Origin of the sequence: Archangium sp. (assembly GCF_045802675.1) — a bacterium.
Lineage (GTDB): Bacteria > Myxococcota > Myxococcia > Myxococcales > Myxococcaceae > Archangium.
The window spans coordinates 41,110-63,948 of the sequence record NZ_JBJMQO010000017.1; the positions used below are offsets into that span (position 1 = coordinate 41,110).

The following is a 22,839-nucleotide window of genomic DNA, read 5'->3' on the forward strand; positions in this document are numbered from 1 at the left end:
CCCGGGCGCCTTTTCCACCGGGCGTGCGTCCCCCAGCCCCACGGGCGCCCGGAAACACGAACGCCCCGGCCACAAGGGCCGAGGCGTCCAGGGAAGCAGGGGGATTCAGCGAGGTGCGCCTACCACCCATTGCTGGCGACGGCGAAGGGGCCGCGGTGGGCGGGGACCCAGACCCACTCCTGCACCGGCTGGTAGTACCCCTCCACCCAGCGCTGGTCGTAGTAGCCGCCCTTGCACCGCGTCTCGTGGTGGCGCGGCTTGTACTTGCAGTTCTGCTCGACCCAGACCTGCTCGTAGTGGCCCGGCACCCACTTCTGGACCGTCTGGAGCTCGTAGCGGCCCTGCTGGCGGGGCCCACGTGAGGGCGGAGGCTGGGCGGGAGGAGGCGTGGGCGCCGGGTGGTAGCCGCCACCAGGCTGATCGTACCGCGGGGTGCCCACCGGCGAGGCATCGTGCTGACCGCCCCAGCGCAGGTCATCGGCCTTCGCGGCCACCGGAGCCAGGAGCATCGCGGAGAGAGCCAGGGTGAAGATTCCGTGCTGGAGCGCCATCGTCGTGTCCTCCCAATCGGTACGTGCTCCTTCCGACGCGGCCCCCGCGGATTGATTCAAACTCCGCTCCGCCGCGAGCAGCGGGACGTGCTCGCGCGCACGGCCCGCTGGCTCCGGGAGCTCGGGGCGCAAAGCCCTACTTCTTCGTCGCGTCCGGCTTCTGCGCGCTCAGGCTCTGGTACGCAATCGTCAGCCACATCTCCGGCTTGACGAAGCCATCGCCCCAGCTCTTGTACTTCTCGGGCATGCCCTCGGCCTTCACCTGGTCGAGCGTCTTGCCCGCGGCGAGCTTCCCCTTCACCAGGGCCACCGTGTCGCGCAGCATCCCCGCGAAGGTCTCGAGCTGCTCGCGCCCGGAGAGCGCCCCGTGGCCCGGGATGAGCTTCACCCCCGCCGGCAGCGTCTGCAGCACCTGCTCCACGTTGCGCAGGTAGCCCTCCAGCGTGCCTCCGCTCTCCAGGTCGATGAAGGGGAACTTGTCCCCCGTGAACAGGTCGCCCATGTGCAGCACGTTGGAGCCGGTGAAGTACACGATGCTGTCGCCATCCGTGTGACCCGCCGGCAGGTGCTTCACCTGGATCTCCTCGCCGTTGAAGAAGATGGAGATGCCCTGGTCATAGGTGATGACCGGGAGCGCCTCCTTGGGCGCGGGGGGAATCTTCATCCCCGTCGCCGCGCTGTCCATCCCGGCCATCAGCCGCGTGCGCACGTGCGAGTGCGCGATGATGGTGCTGCCATCCTTGCCGAAGGCGGCGTTGCTGCCCGTGTGGTCGAAGTGCCAGTGCGTGTTGAGCACGTACGCGGGCTTCTTGTCCTTGCCCTTGGCCAGCTTGCCGAGCGCATCGCGAATCTTCGGCACCAGCGGCGCGAACTGGTCGTCCACGATGAGGATGCCGTCGGGACCCGCGGACACGCCGATGTTACCGCCCGCGCCCTCGAGCAGCGTGACGTTGCCCGCCACCGGCAGGGCCTTCACCTGGACCTTCTTGAGCGAGGCCTCGTCGAACTGCGCGAGCGCCACGCCGGGCAGGAGCAGCGCCGCGGAGAGGAGGAGCTTCTTCATGGGGGAACTCCGTTGGGATGAGGAGGGCACGCACCATAACCGCCCCGCTCATCCGCACCTCGCTCTTTCACGCCCTCCCGCGCTCAGGGGCAGACGCCGCCCGTCTTGACGTACGCCGGGCTGACGACGGCGCCCGGGTCGAAGGGGAGGCAGCTCGTCACGCCCCGCAGGAGGATGCGGCCCGCGGCACCACCGCCACCGCCTCCACCGCCGTGCGTCCCTCCACCCAGGATACCGTTGGCCGGACCGGTGCCTCCCGCCGCCCCCTTGCCGCCATCTCCGCCGGCATCCGCGCCACCGGCACCGCCATTGGCCCGCATGGCGTCCAGCGTGTGCCCGTCCTCCCCGGCATTGCCCCCGAAGACAGGACTCGCCCCTCCCGGATCGCTCGCGCCCTCGCCGCCTCCGCCTCCATTGGCGGTGAGCCGGGCGGTGGCATCGACGACGAGCTGAGCGGCCTCGAGCACCAGCAGGCCTCCGCTCCCACCACCTCCCCCTCCCGCCGTCTTGTTGGTGGTGGCGGTGCCTCCCTTGCCCGCCGCGCCACTGACGGTCACCACGCTCTTCAGGGTCAGCCGGCCCGCCACCGACACCTGCAGCGCTCCACCGCCCGCGCCGCCCGCCCCAACGATCGTTCCTCCGGGACCACCTCCATTGCCTCCGTCGCACCCGCCCAGCAACGGAGAGAATCCGCCCGCCGCGGTGCCGCCCCCATTTCCTCCCGCCCGGGTGTTGTCGTCATTGTCGCCACCGTCGCCTCCCGCCGTCGCGAGGCCGCCGCCTCCACCGCCGCTCCCATCTCCACCGCCGTCATTGCCCACCTGCCCCACCCGCCCCGTGCAACTCAATCCGCTCCCGGCGCCCTGCTGCGTCTCCGTGTAGAGCGAGTTGGAGAGAATCCCGGCGTTCAACGTGGCATCGCCGTACACCGCCAGCACGACGGGCTTCGAGCCCACCAGCCGCAGCGTCGCGTTCACGGTCAGGTTGCGCACCGGAATCACCACCACCCCTCCCGACACCACGACCGTGGGCGGCGTGAAGCTACATCCCGTCGGGGTCCACGTCGGCGTGCCCGGCGAGGTGTCCACGACCGTGGGGCACGGGATGGTCAGGTCGTCGATCGTGCTGCTGGTCGCGATGGCCGCCGGATCGAAGTTGTTGGTGACGGCGTACTTGAACCCCAGGCACGTCCCGTCCTGCGCGCACGTGCCCGTGTTGCCGGACTCGTGGCAGACCTTGCCCACCTTCGTGGTGTCCACCACGAACTGGCAGGAGCCATCGGCGGCACACGTGGGCGCGGCCTTCTTGCACTCGTTCGGGGGCGGGCAGTTGATGGTGCTGACGCAGGTGCCCGCGCCATCGCACAGGTCCGCGGTGCACGCCACGCCATCGCTACAGGTCGCGCTGGAGGACTTGGGGGTATAGCTGCAAACGCCCGTCGTGGTGTTGCACGTGCCCGGGCTCACATGGCACTGGCCCGGCGGCGTATCGCACGTCTTGGCCGTCCCACTGAGGCACGCTCCACTGCTATTGCACGCATCCCCGAGGGTGCAGGCGTTGCCGTCGTCGCAGACCGTCGTCGCGGGCAGGGTGTTGTAGCCACAGATGCCCGTCGAGGTGTTGCACGTGCCCGTGCCCACATAGCACTGGCCCGGCGGCGTGTTGCACGTCTTGGCCGTCCCACCGGCGCACGCCCCGCTGCCATTGCACTTGTCACCCGAGGTGCAGGCGTTGCCGTCATCGCAGGCCTTCGTCGTGGGCTGGGGGGTGTACTCGCACGCGCCCGTCGAGGCGTTGCACGACCCCGGCCCCGTTTCGCACTGGCTGGGCGTGGTGCACGACTTCACGGTGCCCGCGCACACCGCCTGCGCATCACACTTGTCTCCGGTGGTGCACGCGTTGCCGTCGTCGCAGCTCACGCCGGTGGCGACCGGGTAGGTGCAGGTTCCCGTGCCGCACACGCCCGCGCCCCGGCACGTCGGCGGAGCGTTGCAGGCGCTGTCGCAGCAGATGCCCGACACGCAGAAGCCCGAGCCGCACGCCGCATCGCTCGTGCAGCCCGAGCCGTTGCAATCCGCCTTCCCGTCACAGTTGAAGTCGGTGTCGAGGCTGCCCGAGCCATCGCACACGGCCACGGCTCCGGGGTGCACGCTGCCCTTGCCGTCGTCGCAGTCCAGGCCCTGGATGGCGCTGTCACCCGGCACCCGGGCAGCATATCCATCCTGGTCGGCATCCCGCGCCAGCAGCTCCACCGTGGCCGGCACGCTCCCCTGCTCGGGCAGCGTCACCGCCGAGCCCAGGCCGCGCGTCTCGACGGCGGCGCCGGTGCAGTCCGCCGTGGTGAAGGAGGCCACCTCGACCTGGAGCTGCTGGCTCCAGCCCTTCTCGCGGTACACGGCGAGAATCAGCGTCCGGTCCGCGTCCGTGGCCAGCTTGGACTGCGGGAGGAGCTCGGCGCTCTTGTTCTCCGGTGCATTCGCATCCAGGGCCGTCACCCGGAGACAGGCCGGGGTGTAGCTCTGGTACTTGATGGTGAGGGCCACCGCGCTGTCCGTTACCTTGTTCGAACAGGCGGCGAGGAACAGGAAACACCCGAAGATCCACGCGCGACGCATGGGCGGAGAGAATACTCCAGCCCTGGCCATGCGTCGCCTCCAACGGCTCGTCCTCCCGCTACGGCGTGGACTGCGGCGCGGGCTGCGGCGCGGTCTGAGGCGCGGACTCCTCGGAGGCCGGCGACACCAGCTCCAGCGCGTAGCCGCGCGCGCCCGGGGGTAGGATGACCTCCAGTAGCGGATTCTCCGCGATCAGCTCCGGCCGCACCGGCAGACGCAGGAGGCCCTCCGCGTTGCTCGTCACGTTGACGGTCCCCCGGCTCGTCCCGAGCAGCACCCGGGCTCCCTGAAGGGGCCGGCCCGTCCCCGGCTCCACCACGCGCAACGTCACGTCCGGCTGGCCCTGGGCCGCCTGGGGCTTGAGGCTGGCCACCTCGGGCGGCAGCACCTGCCGGTAATACGGGCGCAGCGCGCAGGCGGACAGGCCAAGGGACAGCACGGCGAGAGACAACAGGGAACGCATCGGACGCATGGTGGGCTCCATCCAGGCAGGCGGGGGCACGAGGGACGCGCAGCATAGCCGCCAACCCCTCGCCGCCAAGCACCCTCACGTCCGCCCGGAGGCCCGCCCCCCGCTGGGACTACGCCCCCTGCCTCCCACACCGGGAGGTCGCATCTTCAACGGCATCAGAGCCCACGGCGGAGCCTTCCGCCCCCACCTCGGGAGAGCACGCATGTCCGATATCGTCGACCCCAACCGGCCCAGGACCCGTCGCGAGGTGCTCGAGGATGCCGAGTGCCAGCGCGGCATCCTGGGCGGGCGCGAACTCCGCGCCACCGCCACCGAGCCCCTGCCCGACATCGAGGAGACCACCTACCGCGAGGTGCTGGTGCGCGAGGCGCCCTCCGACGGACTGCCCATCCTCCGCCGCGGCCTCGTCATCGCCACCTTCACCATGGTGTTCATCGCCGCCATCCTCTTCTTCGCCCCGGGCTTCAACGCCCTGATGGCCGGAGTCTTCGGCGGCTTCTTCGCCAGACGGTGGGGCCGCGCCTTCGTGGCGGCGGCCCTCGCCTCGGTGGCGGTGCCGGCGTTCTTCGCCTTCCTCTACGGCTGGGATACGCCGGACATGCTCTACCTCTTCTACGGCCTCGGCTTCGGAGGCTGGAGCCTGCTCAACGCCGTCTGCATGTTCATCGGCGCGGCAGCGGGCGTGTACTCGCGCCCGCTGGCCGACCGCGGCCTCCACCGCGACGTCATGGCCGGTTAGCGGCCACCTGCGGCGTCCCACTCCGGCGAGGCTCGAAGCGCAGCTCCACGAAGCTGCCGCCTCCCGGAGAGTTGGCCCGGAAGCGCCCGAGGGACAGCTCGTGCGCCGGGACGGACGCGTTCACCACCAGGTCGGGCGCATCCGCGTCATCCGCGTCCCAGACGCGCACGGTGAGCTGCTCGTTCTGCTCCACGTGGAGGCTCACGCCCTGGGGCGCCCAGGAGGAGTCGTGGTTGTTCGACACCACCGGGCCCCGGTAGACGACGCGGCCGCCCTGCTCGAGTTCCACGTAGAGGTCCGGCGCCCCGTCCTGGCCCTGCTCGTCCGTGTAGTCGCCGGGACGCACCACGGTGTGCACCCCCGTCAGACGGAAGCCCCGCGTGCGCGGCGTGGGCAGGGAGAAGTCCTGCGCCAGGTTGCTCCCATCCGCCACCGGCCGCAGCCCCGAGAACATCCCCTCCACCCGGTCCCTCGAGGGAGCAGCCGTCAGCTCCAGCGCCGCGATGGACTGCCGCGACAGCTCGGACTCCCCCCGCTGCACCAGCTCGCCCAACGCCACCTCCACCACGCCCAGCTCCTCGAGCGCGGAGCCCGCGGCCTGCGAGACGACGTGGAACACCAGCTTGCGCTCATCGAAGTGGTTCGTCGCGATGACGAGCTCCGGGTCCTCGAAGACGGCGTAGAGGCCGCTGCGCATGGGCGTCATCAGCCGCTCGCCATCCGGCAGCGTCACGATGACCGACACCGAGGGGCGGTTCTGCGGTGGAATCCGCTCGGCCGCCCGGATGAGGAGCCGCCGGGCCGCGTCGTTGCTCCCCGACGCCAGGTCCACGCCCTTCCCCAGCATGCGCCCGAAAATGGGCGAGGGAGGGCCCACCCACGGACGGCCATCCGGCCGCGTGAGCCGCAGCAGCACCGACTCGATGCGCAGCGCGTACGGACGGATCTCCACCTGCGCGAGCCGCGAAGCCGCCAGGCCATCCCGGTCCAGCCCCGAGTCCACCGCCCGCCGGTACCCCTCCGCCGCGGCGACGAAGTCCCGCCGCGCCATGCCCTTCTCCGCCTGGGCCAGGCCTCCCGCGTAGCGCGCCAGGGGCTCGGCCCGGCCGCCCTGCTTCATCCGCAGCGCCTCCTCGTACTTCTCCTGCGCCTCGGCGAAGCGCCGCTGCGCCAGCGCCGCGTCTCCCTCGCGTGCCAGGCGCTCGTACTCGGCCAGCTGGAACTGCTCGTACTCGGCCTCCACCGCCGCGAGCTTCTGCTGCCGGGACGGGTCCGACTGCACCACCAGGCGCAGCAGCGTGAGCGACCGCGGGTAGGCCTTCAGCTGGCGCAGCCGCTCCGCCTCCGCGTCCGCGAGTCCCACCACCTCGGCCCTCGCCCTCGAGGCGTCCTGGAGGATCTCCGGATCATTCGACACCGTCGTGGCCCGCTGGAGCATGTCCAGCGCCTCGACGAACTGCTGGCCGCCGGCCATCGTCCGGGCCCGCTGCACCTGCTCCCTCGCCAGCGAGCGCGCCGCGTCCGCGCGGAAGGCGGCCAGCTCCGGGCTGGAGGTGTCGAGGGCCAGTGCGTAATCCGCCTCCGACACGGCGCACTGCCAGTCCTGCGCGCCCGCACAAGAGCGCGCCCGCCGCGTGGCATCGGCCACCGCTTCCTTGCGCGCCTGCTCGTACTTCTGCTTCAGCTCGGGCGAGTCCGGCTCGTTCAACAGCGCCTCGCGGTACGCCGCCACCGCCGTCTTCCAGTCCCCTACCGCCGCCGCCTTGTCCCCATTCTTCTCGTGCGCCACACACGCCGTCAGACACAGCAACAGCACGGCCACGGCCCGTTTCATCCCACGCATCGCAGTTCCTCCGATGCGGCAGGTGTACCATTCCCAGCGCGAGCCCCGCGCCCGCCCCCTTGGGGGCCTGCCCACACGCCTGCCCTCATTCCGGGTGGCGAACCCATGGGGGAACCCCATACATACACTTACTCCACGTGGTGGCGGCGCGCGGATTTGGCACCAAGTGCCACGTGTTCCTTGGCATTCCATGGACCCCCCCGCCTATAGTCAGAAGAGCTTGGAACCATTGAATTCGCAGGATCAGCGTCTGCTGGGCGAGTTGCGCGCCCAGCTCGACACGGTAGAGCCGGGAGTGGATGTGCTTCCGGCCGTGGTGGGCTCCTTGCGCGAGGCGCTGCATGCGGAGCGAGGGCTCATCTACGGCCTGGACATCGGGCCCGAGCGCTACCACGTGAGCCACCTCAATATCGACGGCTTCCCCATGACGCGGGAGGAGGCCCACGCGTACCTGGATGGGTTCGTCGGGACGCGGAAGGACCCTTACGGGTACTTCAACCCCGCCTCGCCCCAGCCCGCGCAGCGCAACCGGGTGGTGCAGTTCCAGACCCCCGGAACGGACACCGCACCCACCAACCCCTCCCAGGACGAGCGGCTCGCGCCCTGGAAGAAGCTCGGCCTCGTCACCGACGAGGAGATGGCGCGGCTGCAAGCGCACGTGCGCGCCTCCATGGGCTCCTTCCTCCAGGGCGTGGGACTGGAGCGGATGGTGTACCTGCGCGTGCTCGTCTGCGACGGCCCGGCCCTGCTGGCCTGGGTGGGCGCCATCCGCTCGGAGCCCTTCGAGGCGCGGGAGATGCACCTGCTGCGCGAGCTCGTCCCCTCCCTGCAGCGCCGGCTGAAGGTGGAGGCGCGCCTGCGCGAGGCGGGGGTGCTCAACGCGGCGCTCGAGGGAGCGCTGGAGGCCATGGGCCAGCCGGCGTTCGTGGTGTCGGCCACCGGCCGCGTGGCGCACGCCAACAGCGCGGGCAAGGCGTGGCTCGAGCGGGACACGGGGCTCGTGGTGGAGGGCCTGAAGAAGTACCTGCGCGGCGAGCCCACGGAGCCGCTCGTCTTCAACCGGTTGCAACTGCCCGGCGCCCCCGCGCACTACCTGGCCGTCGTCCAGGGCGACTCCGCGCAGGCCTTCGCCCGCGTGCACTCGCTGAGCACCCACTGGGGGCTCACGGCGCGCGAGACGGAGGTGCTCGGGCGGCTGGTGCGCGGCGAGTCCAACAAGGCCATCGCCCTGCACCTGGGCTGCGCGGAGCGCACCGTGGAGGTCCACGTCACCCGCATCCTGGCCAAGGCCCAGGTGGAGAGCCGCTCGGCGCTCATCTCGCGCTGCTTCCTGACGTCCTGAGGACGGCGGAGCCCTCCGGGCAACCGGGCAGAGGAGGACACCTGCCCGAGCCCGGTGCGGCACACCGGGGCGCACGGGACTAGGATGCGCGAGGTGAGCACACCCCGCATCGAGGCCGCCCTCGCCCGCGCCACCGAGGCCACCCACCGCGGCCCCCACTCGGCGCCGCCCGACGGCCGCCCCCGCACCCGGCACCTCGCCATCGGTGACCCCCAGGCGGATGTTTCCCGCTTCTTCGCCGTGCTGGACCGGCATGGCCTGCTCGGGCCGGACGGCTGGCTGCGGCCCGAGGTCCAGCTCGTCTCGGTGGGAGACCACTTCGACTGGGGCAAGGCGCACGAGCGCGAGGAGGTGGCCACGAGCGCGCTCCGGCTGGTGGCCTGGATGGCCGCGCAACCGGCGGATCAGGCGCTGCTGCTGCTGGGCAACCACGACCTGGGCCGGGTGGGCGAGCTCTCCGGCTTCACCGACGCGCGCTTCGCCGCCGCCCAGGCCGAGGCGGACGGCATCTACCAGGGCGACGACACCGACGAGGCCCGGGAGCGCGACTTCCTCACCCGCTACCCCGAGGTGCCCAACGTGGAGCTGGTGGCGCGCGACTTCGGCACCTTCCGCGAGGAGCAGCGCGAGTGGGTGGCGTACCTGCTGCGCGCCGGGCGCTTCCGGGTGGCCCACGCCGCGGCGGAGCACCTGCTCGTGCTGCACGCGGGAGTCACGCGCGAGGACCTTGGCGTGGTGGGGGTACCCGAGTCCTCCCAGGCCCATGCGCCCGCGGTGGCGGAGAGGCTCAACCAGGTGCTCGACACCGCCGTGGCGGCCTGGAAGCAGGGCCCCTTCTCCATTCCCGGGCTGCACCACCCCGGCAGCGCCGCCTACGGCGAGGGCCGCGGCATCTTCTACCAGCGCCCCAGCCAGCGCCCCGAGGACGCCGCCGTGCGCGCCGCCACGCCCCGCCGCCGGTTCGATCCGCACCGGCTCCCGCCCGGCCTCACCCAGGTGGTGGGCCACACGCGCGACAAGCGCAGCCGGGAGTTGCTCGCGCTGCCCCACGAGCCGCCCCAGGACGGCGTGCTGCGCTACCTCGTCACCGACGGCACCACGCTCCACTACCGCCCTGGCACTCCGCCCCCGGCCCGCCCCGGCGAGGCGGCGCTCGTCTTCACCGACGGCGGCATGCGCGAGTCACCGCTGGAGCGCTTCGAGCTCTTCGACCTCGACACCCGCGCACCGGCACGGGCGCTGGAGGACTCGCTCCAGGGAGGACAGGGATGATGACGACGCGGAGATTCGTGGGACTGGCGCTCGTGGGCTCCCTGGGACTGGGAGGTTGTGCCGGGCACTCGGGCGCGGTGGCCGGTAATGCCCCGGCCCCGGCGCGAAAGGAGACCCAGGCCACTCGGGAAGCACGCGCGGCCGAGACGCGGCTGGCCGAGCACGTGGAGGAGCAGGAGCAATCCTCGCCCGAGCAGGAGCAGGCGGAGCGGGATGCGTTCGCGAAGCGCGCCATCGAGGCCCTGCGCACCGACGGTGAGACGCGCAACATCCAGTACGACGCCGAGGGCTTCCTGCTGCGGCTCGGCGACAAGGACGGGAGCACGGTGTTCCTGGCCAACTTCTACGAGGAATACCGCGCCACGGTGCCGGAGAAGCGGGACGAGGTCTTCGCTCGGTTCTCGCACGTGAAGGATCTGCCGGCCCTCCCGGGGACGTTCGCCGAGGCCCGGCCCAACCTGATGCCCGTGGTGCGCAGCCGCACCTTCTTCGAGCAGCTGCGGATGGTGGTGAAGGGAGGCGCGGGCAAGCCGGTGCCCATCTCGTGGAAGCCCCTGGGCACCTTCCTCGGCGTGGGCCTGGCCTTCGACGGGCCGGACACCCTGCGCTACCTGGGGCCCGACGAGCTGGCGCGCTGGGGCGTCTCCTTCGAGCAGGGGATGAACGCGGCCCTGGAGAACCTGCGCCGGCGCAGCCCCGAGCCCCTCGAGCAGCTCGCCCCGGGCACCTGCCAGTCGCCCTGGGAGGACAGCTACGCGGCCTCGCGCCTGCTGCTCGACGAGGTGGTGCGCCGCTGCCAGGTGCACGGCACGCCGGTGGTGCTCGCGCCGCACAGGGATTTGCTCCTCATCACCGGCTCCGACGACGAGGACGGGCTGCACCGGGTGGCCAGCAAGGCCTTGAAGGCGGTGATGGCTCCGCGCGCGCTGGACGGCAGGGCCCTGCGCCTCACGCCCCAGGGGTGGGTGCCCTTCATGCCCGAGCGGCTCAGCAACGCCTGGGGCGACTTCCGCCAGCTGGAGCTCTTCACCCGGGCGCGCGACTACGCCGAGCAGACGCAGCAGTTGCAGAAGCTCCACGAGGAGCGGGGCGAGGACGTCTTCGTGGCCGCCTATACCCCGTACCAGGACGAGCGCGGGCGCACGCTCAGCTACGCCGTCTGGTTGAAGGGCGTGGAGTCGGTGCTGCCTCGGGCCGAGGTCATCTTCTTCATGGACCCGGCGCGCGGCCGCGAGTCCCCCCCGGTGGGCATCGCGCGGTGGGAGGACGTGGCGAAGGCGGCCGGAGGGCTGCTCGAGCCGGTGGAGGGGCTCTACCCCGAGCGCTACCGGGTCAAGGGCTTCCCCACGCCGGAGCAGCTCGCCCGGTGGAAGAACGACCCGAGCGAGCTGTTCGACGAGGACGGGCCCTGAGCGAGGGCCCGCCCCCCTACTTCGACTTCGACTTCGACTTCACGTCCGCCAGCTTCTTCTCCAGGGCGGCCACCGAGCGCGGCGAAGCCTGCGCCCCGGAGAGCGTCTTCGCGTAGGCGAGGGCGTCCTCCAGCGTGCGCACGGCCGCGTCCCGCTCACCCCGGGCGACGTAGATGTCCGCCCGCTCCGAGAGGACGCGCAGCCTCCGGCCTCCCTGCACCTTCGCCAGGGCCCGGGTGCTCGCGGCCAGGGCGTCGTCCAGCCGGCCCAACCGCCGGTAGAGGCTCGCCAGACGAGCGGGCGGGTTGTAGTCGTCGGGCAGGTCCTTCTCGCTCTGCTCGATGGCGGGCACCACCCGCATCAGGTCGCCCAGCACCAGCGCGGCGGAGATGCGGTGCGAGTCGAACACCGAGCGCGCATCCGGCGTCGGAGCCTTCGCCGCCTCGCCCTCGAGGAAGGTGAGCCACTGTCCGGCGAGGGCCTTCGCACCGGCCTCGTCCTTGGCGGCCACGCGGGCCTGGACCAGCACGTCGTACACGCCCGAGCGGTCATCGGCCGGCATGGGAATGTCCGGGGAGAGCGCCTCCTTCGCCCGGGCCTCCAGCGAGGACGTCAACTGCTGGGAGTCCGCGACCGTCGCGGGCACCTCGAGCGCACAGGAGAGCCCGAGCACCGTCGCGTTCGCCCACGAGGCCGAATGCGGCACCTTGGGCAGTTCCGCCAGCGCCGTACGGGCACAGGGCTCGTAACGCTCCGCGCCGTACTGCGCGGTGAGGAGCGACTCCAGCGCGCGGCCACGGCGGGACCAGTCCGCCGGAGCCTGGGCCAGGGCCTGGGCGAGCACATCCGCCGACTCGGCCGCCTTGCCCTCGCCATAGAGGGCATCGCCGCGGGCCAACAGCCCCTCGGGCCCCTGGGCCACGCCGCGGTACGCACGCTCGCCGTCCTCGAAGAGCTTCTCGAGTTGGGGGACGGTGGCGCTGCCCGCGAAGCGCACGAGGGCCTTCTCCTCCCTCGGATCGATGATGAAGAGGGTGGGCCAGTTCTCTACCGGGTACTTCTCCAGAAACGCCGCGTTACCAGGAACATCCGTGTTGAGCTCGAGCCAGACGAACCGTCCGGCGTGCCGCGAGAGCGCCGCGTCCGTGAAGACGTAGGCGCGCATCGAGCGGCACGTGTGTCACCACGGGGCCCAGGTATCGACGAAGAGGGGCAATCCCCTCGACTGCGCCTCCGACAGGGCACGCGAGTAGTCATTCTCGATGAACGGCAGGGGCGCGCCGGCATGCGCGGCCGCGGGCTCGGACACGGCCGAGGTCCGAGCGGCGGTGCATGCCAGCAGGCCCACCACGAGCAGGCTGGAGAGGTGTGTTCTCATGAGGCCCGGCACCCTACTCCCGGGGCAGGCAGGGGAGGAAGACACGCCGCCTCGGACTGTGTGGAGTGGGATATGGTGGGGCCTTCCCCCATTAAGGACACATGAGCGGCCGAGTCCTCCTCATCGACGACGATCCGAGCATGGTGGAGCTGCTGGAGGCGCGCCTCACGCGGCGGGGCTTCACGCTCACCACCCTGACCGATCCCCACGCGGCACTGCCCCTGGTGATGGAGCAGCCCTTCGACGTGGTGCTCACGGACTTGAACATGCAGGGGCTGAGCGGCACGGAGCTGTGCGAGCGCGTGGTGGCCAACGTGCCGGACCTGCCCGTGGTGGTGGTGACGGCCTTCGGCAGCATGGAGACGGCCATCGCCGCCATCCGCGCCGGGGCCTACGACTTCATCACCAAGCCGGTGGAGATGGACGCGCTGGTGCACACGCTCACCCGCGCCGTGCAGCACCGCCAGCTCAAGGGCGAGCTGGTGCGCCTCAAGAAGGTGGTCGCCGAGTCCGAGCGCCTGGGCGGCCTGCTCGGCTCCAGCCCGCCGATGCGCAAGGTGTACGACTTGCTCACGCGGGTGGCGGACTCGGACGCCACGGTGCTCATCAACGGAGAGAGCGGCACGGGCAAGGAGCTGGTGGCGCGGGCGCTGCACGAGAAGAGCCGGCGCGCCTCGGGGCCCTTCGTGGCGGTGAACTGCGCGGCCATGCCCGAGGCCCTGCTGGAGAGCGAGCTGTTCGGCCACGCCAAGGGGGCCTTCACCGACGCCAAGGCGGCGCGCTCGGGCCTCTTCGTGCAGGCGCACGGGGGCACGCTCTTCCTCGACGAGGTGGGGGAGATGCCCCTGGGGCTGCAGCCGAAGCTGCTGCGTGCCCTGCAGGAGCGCACGGTGCGCCCGGTGGGCGGGGACCACGAGGTGTCCTTCGACGTGCGCCTAGTGGCCGCCACCAACCGCGACCTGGAGGGCATGGTCGAGGAGAACCGCTTCCGCGAGGACCTCTACTACCGCCTCAACGTGGTGCAGATGGAGCTGCCGCGGCTGCGCGCGCGCGGAGGGGACATCCTGCTGCTGGCCCAGCACTTCATCGAGCACTTCGCCGCCCGCGCCAACAAGCGGGTGACGGGCCTCACCGAGGCCGTGGCCGAGCGGCTGATGAGCTACAGCTGGCCGGGCAACGTGCGCGAGCTGCGCAACTGCATCGAGCGCGCGGTGGCCGTCACCGTCAACGAGCGCCTCGCGGTGGAGGATCTGCCGGAGAAGATTCGCGCCTACCGCGCCTCGCACGTGGTGGTGGTGGCCAGCGGAGACCCCTCGGAGCTCACCACGCTGGAAGAGGTCGAGCGCCGCTACATCCTCCGCGTCATGGAGGAGGTGAAGGGGAACAAGTCGCTGGCCGCGCAGATTCTGGGGCTGGACCGCAAGACGCTCTACCGGAAGCTGGATCGCATCAAGGGCTCGGGGGAGTAGCGGATGGCCGGGCCGGTGGACCCGTGGCTGGGGCGGGTGGTGGCCGGGCGCTACCAGGTGACGGGGAAGCTCGGGCAGGGCGCCATGGGCACGGTGTACGAGGCCGAGCAACGGGGCCTCGAGCGCTACGTGGCCCTCAAGGTGCTGCACCCGCATGTGGCGAAGACACCCGGCGCCGTGGCCCGCTTCCAACGCGAGGGCCAGCTGCTGGCCCGGCTCAAGCATCCGGGCGCGGTGCACGTGTTCGACTCCGGCACGGACGGAGAGGATCTCTACCTCGCCATGGAGCGGGTGTTCGGCGTGCCGCTGGACGAGGTGCTGGAGACCTACGGCCCGCTGGACGTGAAGGCCACGGTGGAGCTCGTCGCGCAGGTGCTGGAGGTTCTGGAGGCCGCGCACGGCCTGGGCATGGTGCACCGCGACCTCAAGCCCTCCAACCTGATGCTCGTGGGCGAGCTCTCCGCGCCGAAGGTGAAGGTGCTCGACTTCGGGCTGGCCGCGCTCGTGCACGAGGAGAAGCAGGCGCGGATTACCGAGAGTGGACAGGCGCTCGGCACGCCCGCGTACATGTCCCCCGAGCACTGCCGCGGCGAGCCGCTGGATGCCCGCGCGGACCTGTACTCCGTGGGGTGCCTGCTGCACGAGCTGCTCGTGGGCCAGCCTCCCTTCGGGCACTCGCCCGCCGTGGAGGTGATGGGCGGCCACCTGTACCGCCCGCCTCCGCCCGTGCGGCAGTCGGGGCCGGAGCGCGGAGTGCCCCCCGAGCTGGAGGCACTGGTGCTCGCGTGCCTCGCCAAGACGAAGGCCCAGCGCCCGGCGAACGCGCGCGAGCTGGCCGCCCGGCTGCGAGAGACCCTCGCGCCTCCAGTTCCCACGCGCGCCCAGCCGGCGCCCGTCGCCGCTGCCACGGCCTCGCCCGAGCTCCTCGCGCGGCCCGTGGCCCTCATCGAGCCGGGTGGCCCCGCCAATCCCCACGGCATCGGCACGGTGCTGTCGGTGGCGGGCTACCGGGTGGTGCCCTGCCGCGAGGACGACTCGCTGGAGGGGATGTCCGCCCTGGTGGTGGTGCCTCGGAGCGACGCGGCCCAGGAGGAAGCGCTGGCGCTGGCGAGCACCCTGGCCACCCGGCCCCACGCCCCGCCCGTGCTGCTGTGCGGGAGCGGCGAGGACTTCGGTTTGATGTCTCGCGCCGTGGCGAGCGGCGTGTACGACTACGTGCCGCTGCCCGTGGACCCCACGGACCTGGCCCGGAAGGTGGGCCGCGCGTTGCGCTCTCGCCGGGGAGCCCGCTGACGCACGGCACTGTGGCGGATCACCCCAGTCCCCAAATCCCCAGGTCGGCGTCCTACCTCGTGGGCGCGTGACATTCGTCCACGGCGGACAGACCTGGCACGTCTTCCGTGGGCATCCGGCCCGCCACGTGCTGTCTTCCGGGCGAACGGATGAACGACCTCGCCCAACTGCGCACCGCGCTCGAAGCCGCCCGCGACGTCCTCCCCTCCCCCGAGCGCTTCCCGGAGGCCGCCGATGCGGACACCGCCCGCCGCCTCCTGGAGCGGTTGCGGCGCGACCTGCTGCCCCGGTTGGGCGGTGCGGACGCGCCCCTGCTGCTGGTGGCCATCGCCGGGCCGAACAACGTGGGCAAGTCCACCCTCTTCAACGCGCTGGTGGGCACGCCCCTCTCCCCGGCCCGTCCCGAGGGAGGCCTCACCAAGCAATGCCTCGCCGCGGCGCACCCGGATACGTGGACGGGCTCGCTCAAGGACTTCCTCACGCGCCGCTATGACATCGTCCCCGTGACCTCGGGCGAGGCCGCACCGGTGGACCAGGAGGGGCCGGCCGGACGCCTCTACCTCGTGCTCTCCGGTGCGGTGCCGCAGGGGCTGGTGGTGATGGACACGCCGGACTTCGACAGCGTGTACCGCGACAACCGCGAGCGCGCCGAGGCGCTGCTCGTCACCGTGGACGTGCTCGCCTTCGTCGTCAGCCGGCAGACGTACCAGAACGCCGCGCTGGTGGACTTCCTGCGCGCGGCCGTGGGCCATGGGCGCCCCTACCTGCTCGTCTACAACGAGGCCACGCGCGAGGAGGTGGCCCGCGCGCACCTGGAGAAGCTGGCCTCGGACGTGGGCCATCCGCCCCTGGCGCGCTACCTCGCCCCGCACCAGCCGGAGGTGGAGGCCGGGGAGAAGCCACTGGCCACGCACCCGCTGGATGGGGCTCCCTCGCTCACCGCGCTGCTGGGCGAGGCCGAGCACGTCCGCTCGCTCAAGGCCCGTGCCCTGGCCGCCTCGCTGCGGGACGCGCGCGCGGAGCTGGAGCAACTGGCCCGCGCCGCCACCACCGCCGCGCACGAGCCGGAGCGGTTGCGCCAGCGGCTGCGCCACGAGCTGCTCACCGTGGGGCGCCATGCGGCCCTCAAGGCGGTGCCCGCGGACGTGCTGGTGGAGTCCTTCCGAGACGAGCTGGACGCGCGCAGTGCCTTCCACCGCTACGTGCGCCTGCCCTTCCGGGGGCTCGCCACCGCGCTCACGTTCCTCTCGCGCCAGGTGCGCCGCTCCTTCACCGGCCCCGAGCCCACCTCCGCTCCGGTGGTGCAGGTGACGGAGGACACCCTACGTGATGGGGTACGGCGGATGGTGGAGCTCTTCGCCCCGGAGGTGGCCGCCTGGCATGGGGATGCGCGCACGCGCGAGCTGCTCTCCGAGGCCTTCGGGCCCTCCCACCTGGCGCGTCTGGACGAGCCCCTGGGCCTCGAGGCGCTGCATGCCCACGCGGCGGACCGTGACAGCCTCTACGCCTTCTGCCGGGGACTGGTGGGCACGGAGCTACAGGGCGGCATGCGCGAGGAGCTGCTGCAGGCGCTCACCACGCTCGTCTACTCGGTGCCCTCGGGAGCCGCCGCGGTGGTGACGGTGGCCACGGGCGGCTTCGGCCACGACGCCGTCATCTGGGCCGGCACGCTCCTGTCCACGCCCCTGCTGGAGCGCTTCGTGGACCTGCTGGGCGCGGACCTGCGCGAGCGCGTCACGCGCAAGTGGGCCGACGCCCATGGCGCCACCCTCGCCCAGGCCCTCGAGCGGCGCTTCTTCGCGGGCCTTTCGGACCACCTCGATGCCCAGGTTTCGGACTGGGCTCGCACCGCTTCCACCCTGTCCGAGACGACCTGGCGGATCTCCTCCTGAACGCCCGCCGTGTCAGACCCGTAGTGCATGCTGTGTCCATCCGCATCACGCGGACCACGAGCGCGGGTGAGAGTGCTTCGTACATCGGTTGTCCCGGGCGTAGGATGGGTTGGACGAGAGGAGAGGAGGCCACGCGCAGTGGCCTTCACGGGAAACGGAACAGGACCAGGCAACCCAGTGAATAGGGTTGAGTTGATGACCTTTGCAGTCCTGTTCCGACAACCTGATGCGTCGTATTCCGCCGTGCCTACACCGTAGGGTGGGTTCTTTAATGGACAAGAAACTGGCGAAGACGATTGGAGAGGCCGCCCGTTCGGCCCGTCTGCGTGCGCAGCTAACCCAGGCGGATGTGGCGGAGATGGTCGATCTGGTGACGGAGGTGTACGGCCGAATCGAGCGCGGCGGCATGGTGCCGAGCGTTCCGACGCTGCTGCGGCTGTGCCGCGCGCTGAGGATCTCCGCGGACGAGCTGCTGGGACTGGCGGGACCGGATGGGTCGCTCAAGCTGAACGAGCCGCCGAACGAGCAGGGCGAGCGGGCTGAAGTACGCGCCGTGTTGCGCACGCTGCGGCAGCTCGACTCCGGGCAGATCAAGCTGCTGGGCAGGCTGGCTGTCGCACTCAAGAAGGAGTAGGCCGGCTGCTGGAGGCCGAGCCGGGAGCCGGGTACACTTCGTCCCACCCCCCACACTGTCCCCGGCCCTCAACTTGACCGCAGAAGTAGGTCAGGGGATCTTCCAGCCCCCGTGTCCGTGCACCTCTTCCGAAGAATGGCCGCTCTGGCGGCGATGTTGTTGGTAGGGCTGGCCGGCGCCGCCCGGGCGAATCCCGAGCAACCCCTCGCCCCCGTGGTCGTGACTGGAGACCCCGTAGCGTCTTCTCCGACCGAACCTGGAACGGGCCTCTGCATGGCGTCGAGAGTCTCGACGGCCCCCGCGCTGGACTTCCAGCAGAGCAGCGCGAGCTTCAGCGGCGGCATCAACACCTTCCTGGAGACCGCTCCCACCTCGAGCAACCCCAACGTCCGTATCACCACGGTGCAACGGACGCCGCTCGATCTGTCGAACAACAACGATTCCGGATTGCAGTCGAGCTACGGCGATTTCGTGGACGCCATGGGCGCCTGGAGCTGCAAGAAAGGCGGCTGCGACCTCTTCCGGAACGACACGAGTACGTCCTTCGCCTCCCGCCTGCGTGGCTATCTGAACGTCACCCCGGAGATGGTGGGCCGGGTGCTGCACTTCGGCATCTACACCGATGATGCGGCGAGCCTCGTCATCTACGACAACAGCGCCCGCTTCTATGAGGTGATCGTCCGGCCTCCGCAATTGGGGCTCCCAACCTGGCGTACGACCAATAGCGTCACCTTCCGCAAGGCCGGGCTCTATCCCGTCGAGCTCATCTACGCGGAGATTTCCGAGCATGCCGCGTTGGAAGTGTCCGTCCTGATCGGTGACTTCGCCGACTTCGAGCGGGCCGCGAACGACAGTCCCGTCAACCTCCGGTCCATCGGCTTCTCGGTGCTCGAGCCCGCTCGCCTCTACCAGACCGAGAGCGGGCGCCCGTCCTACCCCGACCTGAATCAGTGCAGCCAGTGCAAGCGCCAGTACACGAACACCGCGGGCAACAACGGATGCGACCCGGGTTACTACTGCAACGGCGCTGCGCTCTGTGCTCCTTGTGACTCGTCGCTCTTCTGCGGTGATACCTGCGCACCGTGCGGCGCTTCCACCCCGCTGTGCCTCAACCGCAACGGCTCGTTCACCTGCGTCCAGTGCTCGGATGATTCGCAATGCCCCAACGGCCGCTGTGACCTGACCACCAACCAGTGCCGCGGCTGCAAGACGGACTCGAACTGCCCCACCGGCCAGCACTGCGGCACCGACAACGAGTGCCACGAGTGCACCGCGGACTCCCAGTGCCCGCGCGGACAGGTCTGCGCCGACAACACCTGCCAGGCCTGCTCCACCAAGGACAGCTGCGCGGGCACCTCCTGTAACTGCTGCCCTGGCGGACTCCAGTGCGCCTCGACCGCCCCCGGCGCCTCGCCCACCTGCGTCGAGTGCACCAACGACTCCCAGTGCTCCGATGGCAAGCGCTGCGACCTCGCCAACGGCCGCTGCGTGGAGAAGATCGCCGAGTGCAACACCTCGGAGCGCTGCGGCGACCAGTGCGTCAAGTGCCCCTCCGACCGCCCCTACTGCCTCGACGGACAGGTGTGCGTCGAGTGCCGCTCGGACCTCGAGTGCGGTGACGGCAAATACTGCCTCAGTGGCGAGTGCGCCTCGTGCACCACGGACAAGCGCTGCGGTGCGCGCTGCGGCGCCTGCCCCTCCGAGTCCCCCTTCTGCCTCACCGATGGCACCACCGCGGGCAGCTCGTGCGTGGCCTGCCGCTCGGACGAAGACTGCGGCCCGGGCGGCTCGTGCGATCCCACCACGCGCACCTGCTCGGCCTCCACCTGCTCGGTGAGCTGCACCGACGGCACCGTGTGCCACGGCGACTCCTGCGTCCAATGCTTCGCCGATGCCCACTGCCCCTGCGGCGGCACCTGCGACACCGCGACCAACACCTGCTCCACCTCCTGCGACGACAGCGACGACTGCCTCGGCGGCGTGCAGTTCTGCTCGGCCGCCACCCAGGAATGTGAGCACGGCCGGCGCAAGCCCGGCACCGAGCCCCAGGGTGGCTCCTTCTGCTGCGGCACCACCGCCGGCACCACCCCCGGTGGCATGGCCCTGCTGCTGCTCGTCGCCGCCTTCTTCGCCCTCCGCCCCCGAGGCACCTCATGAGGCGCTCCGCGGCCCTCGCGCTCGGCCTCGCCCTGGGCCTGCTCTCCACCGGGCTCGCCTCCGCCGAGGACACCCGCTTCGATGTCCAGTCCTTCCGGCCCCTCGGTGCGCCCCGGGACCTGGTTCTCGTCAGCCAGTCGCGCCCCCTCTCCAACCTGTCCCTCTCCGGCGGCGCCTACCTCAACTTCTCGTTGGATCCGCTGGTGCTCGTCGCCGCGGGCACCCACTCCAAGACCGTCAGCGTGGTGGGCAACCGCCTCCAGCTCGACGTGATGGCCTACGTGGGCTTCACCGATTGGGTGGAGCTGGGCGTGGACATGCCCCTGGTGCTCGCCCAGGGCTCGGACAACCTGGAGGCCATCGGCACCGAGGGCTACGTCCAGTCCTTCACCCCCGGAGACCTGCACCTCATGGGCAAGGTCGCCCTCCCCGGCCTGCTGCGCCGGGGCGATATGACGCCGGGGCTCGGGGCCGCGCTCACCTTCGGCCTCAGCCTGCCCACCGGCATCCAGGACGCCTTCGCCAGTGACGGCTCCGTCACCTGGAGTCCCGGCCTGGTGGTGGACTACCGCACCGAGCGGGGCATCCTCCTGTCGCTCAACGCCGGCGCCTGGATGCGCCCGGAGCGCCAGTTCGCCGGCGTGCAGTGGGGCAACGCCGCCACCTTCGGGTTCGGCGCCGAGGTGCCCATCATCCGCGGCACCGTCACCGCCGTGGGCCTGCTCTCGGGCAGCACCCCCCTGGACAAGTTCCCCGACAGCACGCGGCAGATTCCCGCCGAGTTGCTGCTCGGCCTGCGCTGGTACAGCTCCACCGGCCTCACCTTCACCGTCGGCGGTGGCGGCGGCTGTGGCTGCTCGCTCACGGCGCCCACGCTGCGCATGTTCACCTCCGTCATCTGGGTGCCCGCGAAGACGCGCGAGTACGAGATGCTCGAGCGCTTCAAGGATCCTCCCGAGCCGCCTGTTCCGCCTCCGCCTCCCGTGGACCCGGATGGTGACTCCGTCATCGGCGAAGGCGATCGGTGCCCCACCCTCGCGGGCCCCGTGGAGAACGGCGGCTGCCCCGATACCGACAGGGACGGCGATGCCGTGGTGGACCGGCTCGACCGCTGCCCCGACCACTTCATGGGCCCGCGCGGCCACGATGGCTGCCCGCTCGCGCGCGTCGAGGGCAACAAGATCATCATCCTCGACCAGGTGCACTTCGCCACGGACCAGGACGTCATCCTCCCCGAGTCCTTCCCCATCCTCGAGGAGGTGGCCGACGAGCTGCTCAATCACCTGGAAATCCAGCGTGTGCTCGTCGAGGCCCACACGGATGCGCGCGCCAACGACGCGTACAACTTCGACCTGTCGCGCCGCCGCGCCTCGAGCGTCATGAACTTCCTGCTCGACAGCGGCATCGCCATGGAGCGCCTGTGCTCGGCGGGCTTCGGCCGCAGCCGCCCGGTGGCCGCCAATGACTCCGAGTCGAACATGGCGCTCAACCGCCGCGTCGAGTTCACCATCCTGCCGCCCGCCGAGGGCGGATTGACGCCGCTCTGCCCCACGGACCCCGCCGCCGAGTACATGCAGCCCCAGTCCAAGCCGAGCAAGGGCCGCAAGCAGGCTCCGGAGTCCAGCAAGGCCGCCACGGACGTGCGCTGAGGAGTGCGGACAGGGGTTCAACCCTGGTTCATCCGATAACCCTCACCCCGTCCCTCTCCCGGAGGGCGAGGGAAGAGGGCCGCGGTGCAGCGCAGGTTGCCCAGGGGCACTGGGCCCGGAAACACGAAGGCCCGGCGCCCCATGGAAGGGATGCGCCAGGCCTCGGGTACAGCAGGAAGCGAGGGCCCACGTGGGCCTCTTCGCGCCTAACGGCTGGCCGTCTTGACCTCGAAGACGACCTCGGCGGCGGCCTTGCGCCGGCCCGCGGTGGCCGTCACCACCGTGCGTCCCGGCCCCACCGCCGTCACCTGCCCGTTGGGGCTCACCGTCGCCACCGCCCAGTCCGAGCTGAACCACGTCACCGGCACGTCCGTGAGCGCCACGCTCCGGTTGTTGAACGTCTTGGCGCGCAGCTGCAGCGTCTGGCCCACCTTCGCGAAGACCAGGTGCGTGGGGTCCACCTCCACCCGCGCGAAGTCCGAGCGCACCACCTGCACCTGCAGGTTGCGGCTCAGCGGCGGCACCGTGGCCGTGATGGTGGCCTTACCCGGCGACACGCCGATGAGGCGGCCCTTCTCCACCCGCACCACGGACTCGTCGCTCGAGCTCCACGCGGGCGGCACGTCCACCAGCGGCTTGCCCAGCTCGTTCTTCACCACGGCGGAGATGGCGATGGAGTTGCCGGCCAGCAGGAAGTCCGCGCCGTCCACCCGGATGTCCACCAGGCTCGGAATGGACACCTGCACGTCCACCGTCGCCCGCACTTTGCTGGACGCCGCGGCGATGATGGTCGCCTTGCCAGAGCGGCGCGCCACCACCACGCCCTCCTCCACAGTGGCCACGTCGGGCGCCGAGCTCACCCAGCGCAGCTTCGGGTTCTCCACCGGATTGCCGCTCGCATCGAGCGCGACGGCGCGGAGCACCATGGTCTCTCCCGAAGCGTGCAGCGGCCGGTTCTCCGGCATCTCCAGCGAGAGCGTGGCCGGGGCGGAACGGCAGGCCCCGAGCACGAGGACGGACAACACGAGCAGCGGGCGGGCGAACGTCGGAATCTTCAC

Annotated in this window: 18 protein-coding genes; 10 read left to right on the top strand and 8 right to left on the bottom strand. The window is 71.1% G+C overall.

All coding sequences use genetic code 11. The features are described 5' to 3' along the window. Positions 1-119 precede the first annotated feature (119 nt). The 4 genes from ACJ8AN_RS03675 to ACJ8AN_RS03690 all read right to left on the bottom strand — a co-directional run bounded on the left by ACJ8AN_RS03675 (position 120) and on the right by ACJ8AN_RS03690 (position 4,701). Positions 120-551, bottom strand: coding sequence for a hypothetical protein (locus tag ACJ8AN_RS03675; RefSeq protein WP_407753808.1), 432 nt, complete (start codon positions 549-551; stop codon positions 120-122). Between the two features lie 136 nt (positions 552-687). Continuing rightward, complete coding sequence (locus ACJ8AN_RS03680; protein ID WP_407753809.1) at positions 688-1,614, bottom strand: MBL fold metallo-hydrolase; 927 nt, start codon at positions 1,612-1,614, stop codon at positions 688-690. Positions 1,615-1,697: 83 nt separating this feature from the next. Further along, on the bottom strand, positions 1,698-4,229 hold the full coding sequence (locus ACJ8AN_RS03685) for a hypothetical protein (RefSeq protein WP_407753810.1): 2,532 nt from the start codon (positions 4,227-4,229) through the stop codon (positions 1,698-1,700). A gap of 58 nt (positions 4,230-4,287) precedes the next feature. Beyond that, entirely contained in the window at positions 4,288-4,701 is a 414-nt protein-coding gene (locus ACJ8AN_RS03690; protein ID WP_407753811.1) for a hypothetical protein, read from the bottom strand. Between the two features lie 202 nt (positions 4,702-4,903). Here ACJ8AN_RS03690 and ACJ8AN_RS03695 point away from each other — a divergent pair, with 202 nt between their 5' ends. After that, positions 4,904-5,440 (top strand): hypothetical protein, encoded by a 537-nt coding sequence (locus tag ACJ8AN_RS03695; RefSeq protein ID WP_407753812.1) that lies wholly within the window; start codon positions 4,904-4,906, stop codon positions 5,438-5,440. Here ACJ8AN_RS03695 and ACJ8AN_RS03700 read toward each other — a convergent pair. Then, entirely contained in the window at positions 5,427-7,283 is a 1,857-nt protein-coding gene (locus ACJ8AN_RS03700; RefSeq protein ID WP_407753813.1) for a hypothetical protein, read from the bottom strand. The two genes, ACJ8AN_RS03695 and ACJ8AN_RS03700, sit on opposite strands and share 14 nt — an antisense overlap. A gap of 229 nt (positions 7,284-7,512) precedes the next feature. On the opposite strand from ACJ8AN_RS03700, the gene ACJ8AN_RS03705 reads away from it, so the two are divergent. The 3 genes from ACJ8AN_RS03705 (at position 7,513) to ACJ8AN_RS03715 (ending at position 11,309) form a co-directional block, all read left to right on the top strand. Beyond that, complete coding sequence (locus ACJ8AN_RS03705) at positions 7,513-8,625, top strand: LuxR C-terminal-related transcriptional regulator (RefSeq protein WP_407753814.1); 1,113 nt, start codon at positions 7,513-7,515, stop codon at positions 8,623-8,625. A gap of 84 nt (positions 8,626-8,709) precedes the next feature. Continuing rightward, entirely contained in the window at positions 8,710-9,897 is a 1,188-nt protein-coding gene (locus tag ACJ8AN_RS03710; RefSeq protein ID WP_407753815.1) for a transcriptional regulator, read from the top strand. Further along, a complete protein-coding gene (locus tag ACJ8AN_RS03715) occupies positions 9,897-11,309 on the top strand; it encodes a hypothetical protein (RefSeq protein ID WP_407753816.1) in 1,413 nt (470 codons plus the stop codon). The genes ACJ8AN_RS03710 and ACJ8AN_RS03715 overlap by 1 nt, the downstream gene beginning before the upstream one ends. A gap of 16 nt (positions 11,310-11,325) precedes the next feature. Here the strand turns inward: ACJ8AN_RS03715 and ACJ8AN_RS03720 are convergent, their stop codons facing one another. Together ACJ8AN_RS03720 and ACJ8AN_RS03725 are read right to left on the bottom strand one after the other, a co-directional pair. Next, positions 11,326-12,474, bottom strand: coding sequence for a thiol reductase thioredoxin (locus ACJ8AN_RS03720; protein WP_407753817.1), 1,149 nt, complete (start codon positions 12,472-12,474; stop codon positions 11,326-11,328). A 15-nt stretch (positions 12,475-12,489) separates the two neighbouring features. After that, on the bottom strand, positions 12,490-12,687 hold the full coding sequence (locus ACJ8AN_RS03725) for a hypothetical protein (protein WP_407753818.1): 198 nt from the start codon (positions 12,685-12,687) through the stop codon (positions 12,490-12,492). Between the two features lie 101 nt (positions 12,688-12,788). Between ACJ8AN_RS03725 and ACJ8AN_RS03730 the strand changes: the two genes are divergently transcribed. The 6 genes from ACJ8AN_RS03730 to traB all read left to right on the top strand — a co-directional run bounded on the left by ACJ8AN_RS03730 (position 12,789) and on the right by traB (position 21,781). Further along, positions 12,789-14,156 (top strand): sigma-54-dependent transcriptional regulator, encoded by a 1,368-nt coding sequence (locus ACJ8AN_RS03730; RefSeq protein WP_407753819.1) that lies wholly within the window; start codon positions 12,789-12,791, stop codon positions 14,154-14,156. Positions 14,157-14,159: 3 nt separating this feature from the next. Next, positions 14,160-15,449: a protein kinase domain-containing protein gene (locus ACJ8AN_RS03735; protein ID WP_407753820.1), complete on the top strand. Its 1,290-nt coding sequence runs from the start codon at positions 14,160-14,162 to the stop codon at positions 15,447-15,449. Between the two features lie 149 nt (positions 15,450-15,598). Next, positions 15,599-17,341, top strand: a complete 1,743-nt coding sequence (locus ACJ8AN_RS03740; protein WP_407753821.1) for a GTPase domain-containing protein — start codon at positions 15,599-15,601, stop codon at positions 17,339-17,341. Positions 17,342-17,612: 271 nt separating this feature from the next. Continuing rightward, positions 17,613-17,975: a helix-turn-helix domain-containing protein gene (locus ACJ8AN_RS03745; RefSeq protein WP_407753822.1), complete on the top strand. Its 363-nt coding sequence runs from the start codon at positions 17,613-17,615 to the stop codon at positions 17,973-17,975. Positions 17,976-18,128: 153 nt separating this feature from the next. Next, complete coding sequence (gene traA, locus ACJ8AN_RS03750; RefSeq protein WP_407753904.1) at positions 18,129-20,132, top strand: outer membrane exchange protein TraA; 2,004 nt, start codon at positions 18,129-18,131, stop codon at positions 20,130-20,132. Beyond that, positions 20,129-21,781: an outer membrane exchange protein TraB gene (gene traB / locus ACJ8AN_RS03755; RefSeq protein ID WP_407753823.1), complete on the top strand. Its 1,653-nt coding sequence runs from the start codon at positions 20,129-20,131 to the stop codon at positions 21,779-21,781. Before traA ends, traB begins: the two co-directional genes overlap by 4 nt. 206 nt (positions 21,782-21,987) lie before the next feature. Here the strand turns inward: traB and ACJ8AN_RS03760 are convergent, their stop codons facing one another. Then, the gene (locus ACJ8AN_RS03760; protein WP_407753824.1) at positions 21,988-22,839 is read right to left on the bottom strand and encodes an Ig-like domain-containing protein; all 852 of its coding nucleotides are present in this window, start codon (positions 22,837-22,839) and stop codon (positions 21,988-21,990) included.

Bases quoted from the DNA above. Each gene is read 5' to 3' on its own strand.
- ACJ8AN_RS03745 (WP_407753822.1), top strand. From the start codon at position 17,613: ATGGACAAGAAACTGGCGAAGACGATTGGAGAGGCCGCCCGTTCGGCC.
- ACJ8AN_RS03720 (WP_407753817.1), bottom strand. From the start codon at position 12,474: ATGCGCGCCTACGTCTTCACGGACGCGGCGCTCTCGCGGCACGCCGGA.
- ACJ8AN_RS03680 (WP_407753809.1), bottom strand. From the start codon at position 1,614: ATGAAGAAGCTCCTCCTCTCCGCGGCGCTGCTCCTGCCCGGCGTGGCG.
- ACJ8AN_RS03700 (WP_407753813.1), bottom strand. From the start codon at position 7,283: ATGCGTGGGATGAAACGGGCCGTGGCCGTGCTGTTGCTGTGTCTGACG.
- ACJ8AN_RS03715 (WP_407753816.1), top strand. From the start codon at position 9,897: ATGACGACGCGGAGATTCGTGGGACTGGCGCTCGTGGGCTCCCTGGGA.
- ACJ8AN_RS03725 (WP_407753818.1), bottom strand. From the start codon at position 12,687: ATGAGAACACACCTCTCCAGCCTGCTCGTGGTGGGCCTGCTGGCATGC.
- traA (WP_407753904.1), top strand. From the start codon at position 18,129: ATGTTGTTGGTAGGGCTGGCCGGCGCCGCCCGGGCGAATCCCGAGCAA.
- ACJ8AN_RS03685 (WP_407753810.1), bottom strand. From the start codon at position 4,229: ATGCGTCGCGCGTGGATCTTCGGGTGTTTCCTGTTCCTCGCCGCCTGT.
- ACJ8AN_RS03690 (WP_407753811.1), bottom strand. From the start codon at position 4,701: ATGCGTCCGATGCGTTCCCTGTTGTCTCTCGCCGTGCTGTCCCTTGGC.
- traB (WP_407753823.1), top strand. From the start codon at position 20,129: ATGAGGCGCTCCGCGGCCCTCGCGCTCGGCCTCGCCCTGGGCCTGCTC.
- ACJ8AN_RS03675 (WP_407753808.1), bottom strand. From the start codon at position 551: ATGGCGCTCCAGCACGGAATCTTCACCCTGGCTCTCTCCGCGATGCTC.
- ACJ8AN_RS03695 (WP_407753812.1), top strand. From the start codon at position 4,904: ATGTCCGATATCGTCGACCCCAACCGGCCCAGGACCCGTCGCGAGGTG.
- ACJ8AN_RS03740 (WP_407753821.1), top strand. From the start codon at position 15,599: ATGAACGACCTCGCCCAACTGCGCACCGCGCTCGAAGCCGCCCGCGAC.
- ACJ8AN_RS03730 (WP_407753819.1), top strand. From the start codon at position 12,789: ATGAGCGGCCGAGTCCTCCTCATCGACGACGATCCGAGCATGGTGGAG.
- ACJ8AN_RS03735 (WP_407753820.1), top strand. From the start codon at position 14,160: ATGGCCGGGCCGGTGGACCCGTGGCTGGGGCGGGTGGTGGCCGGGCGC.
- ACJ8AN_RS03710 (WP_407753815.1), top strand. From the start codon at position 8,710: ATGCGCGAGGTGAGCACACCCCGCATCGAGGCCGCCCTCGCCCGCGCC.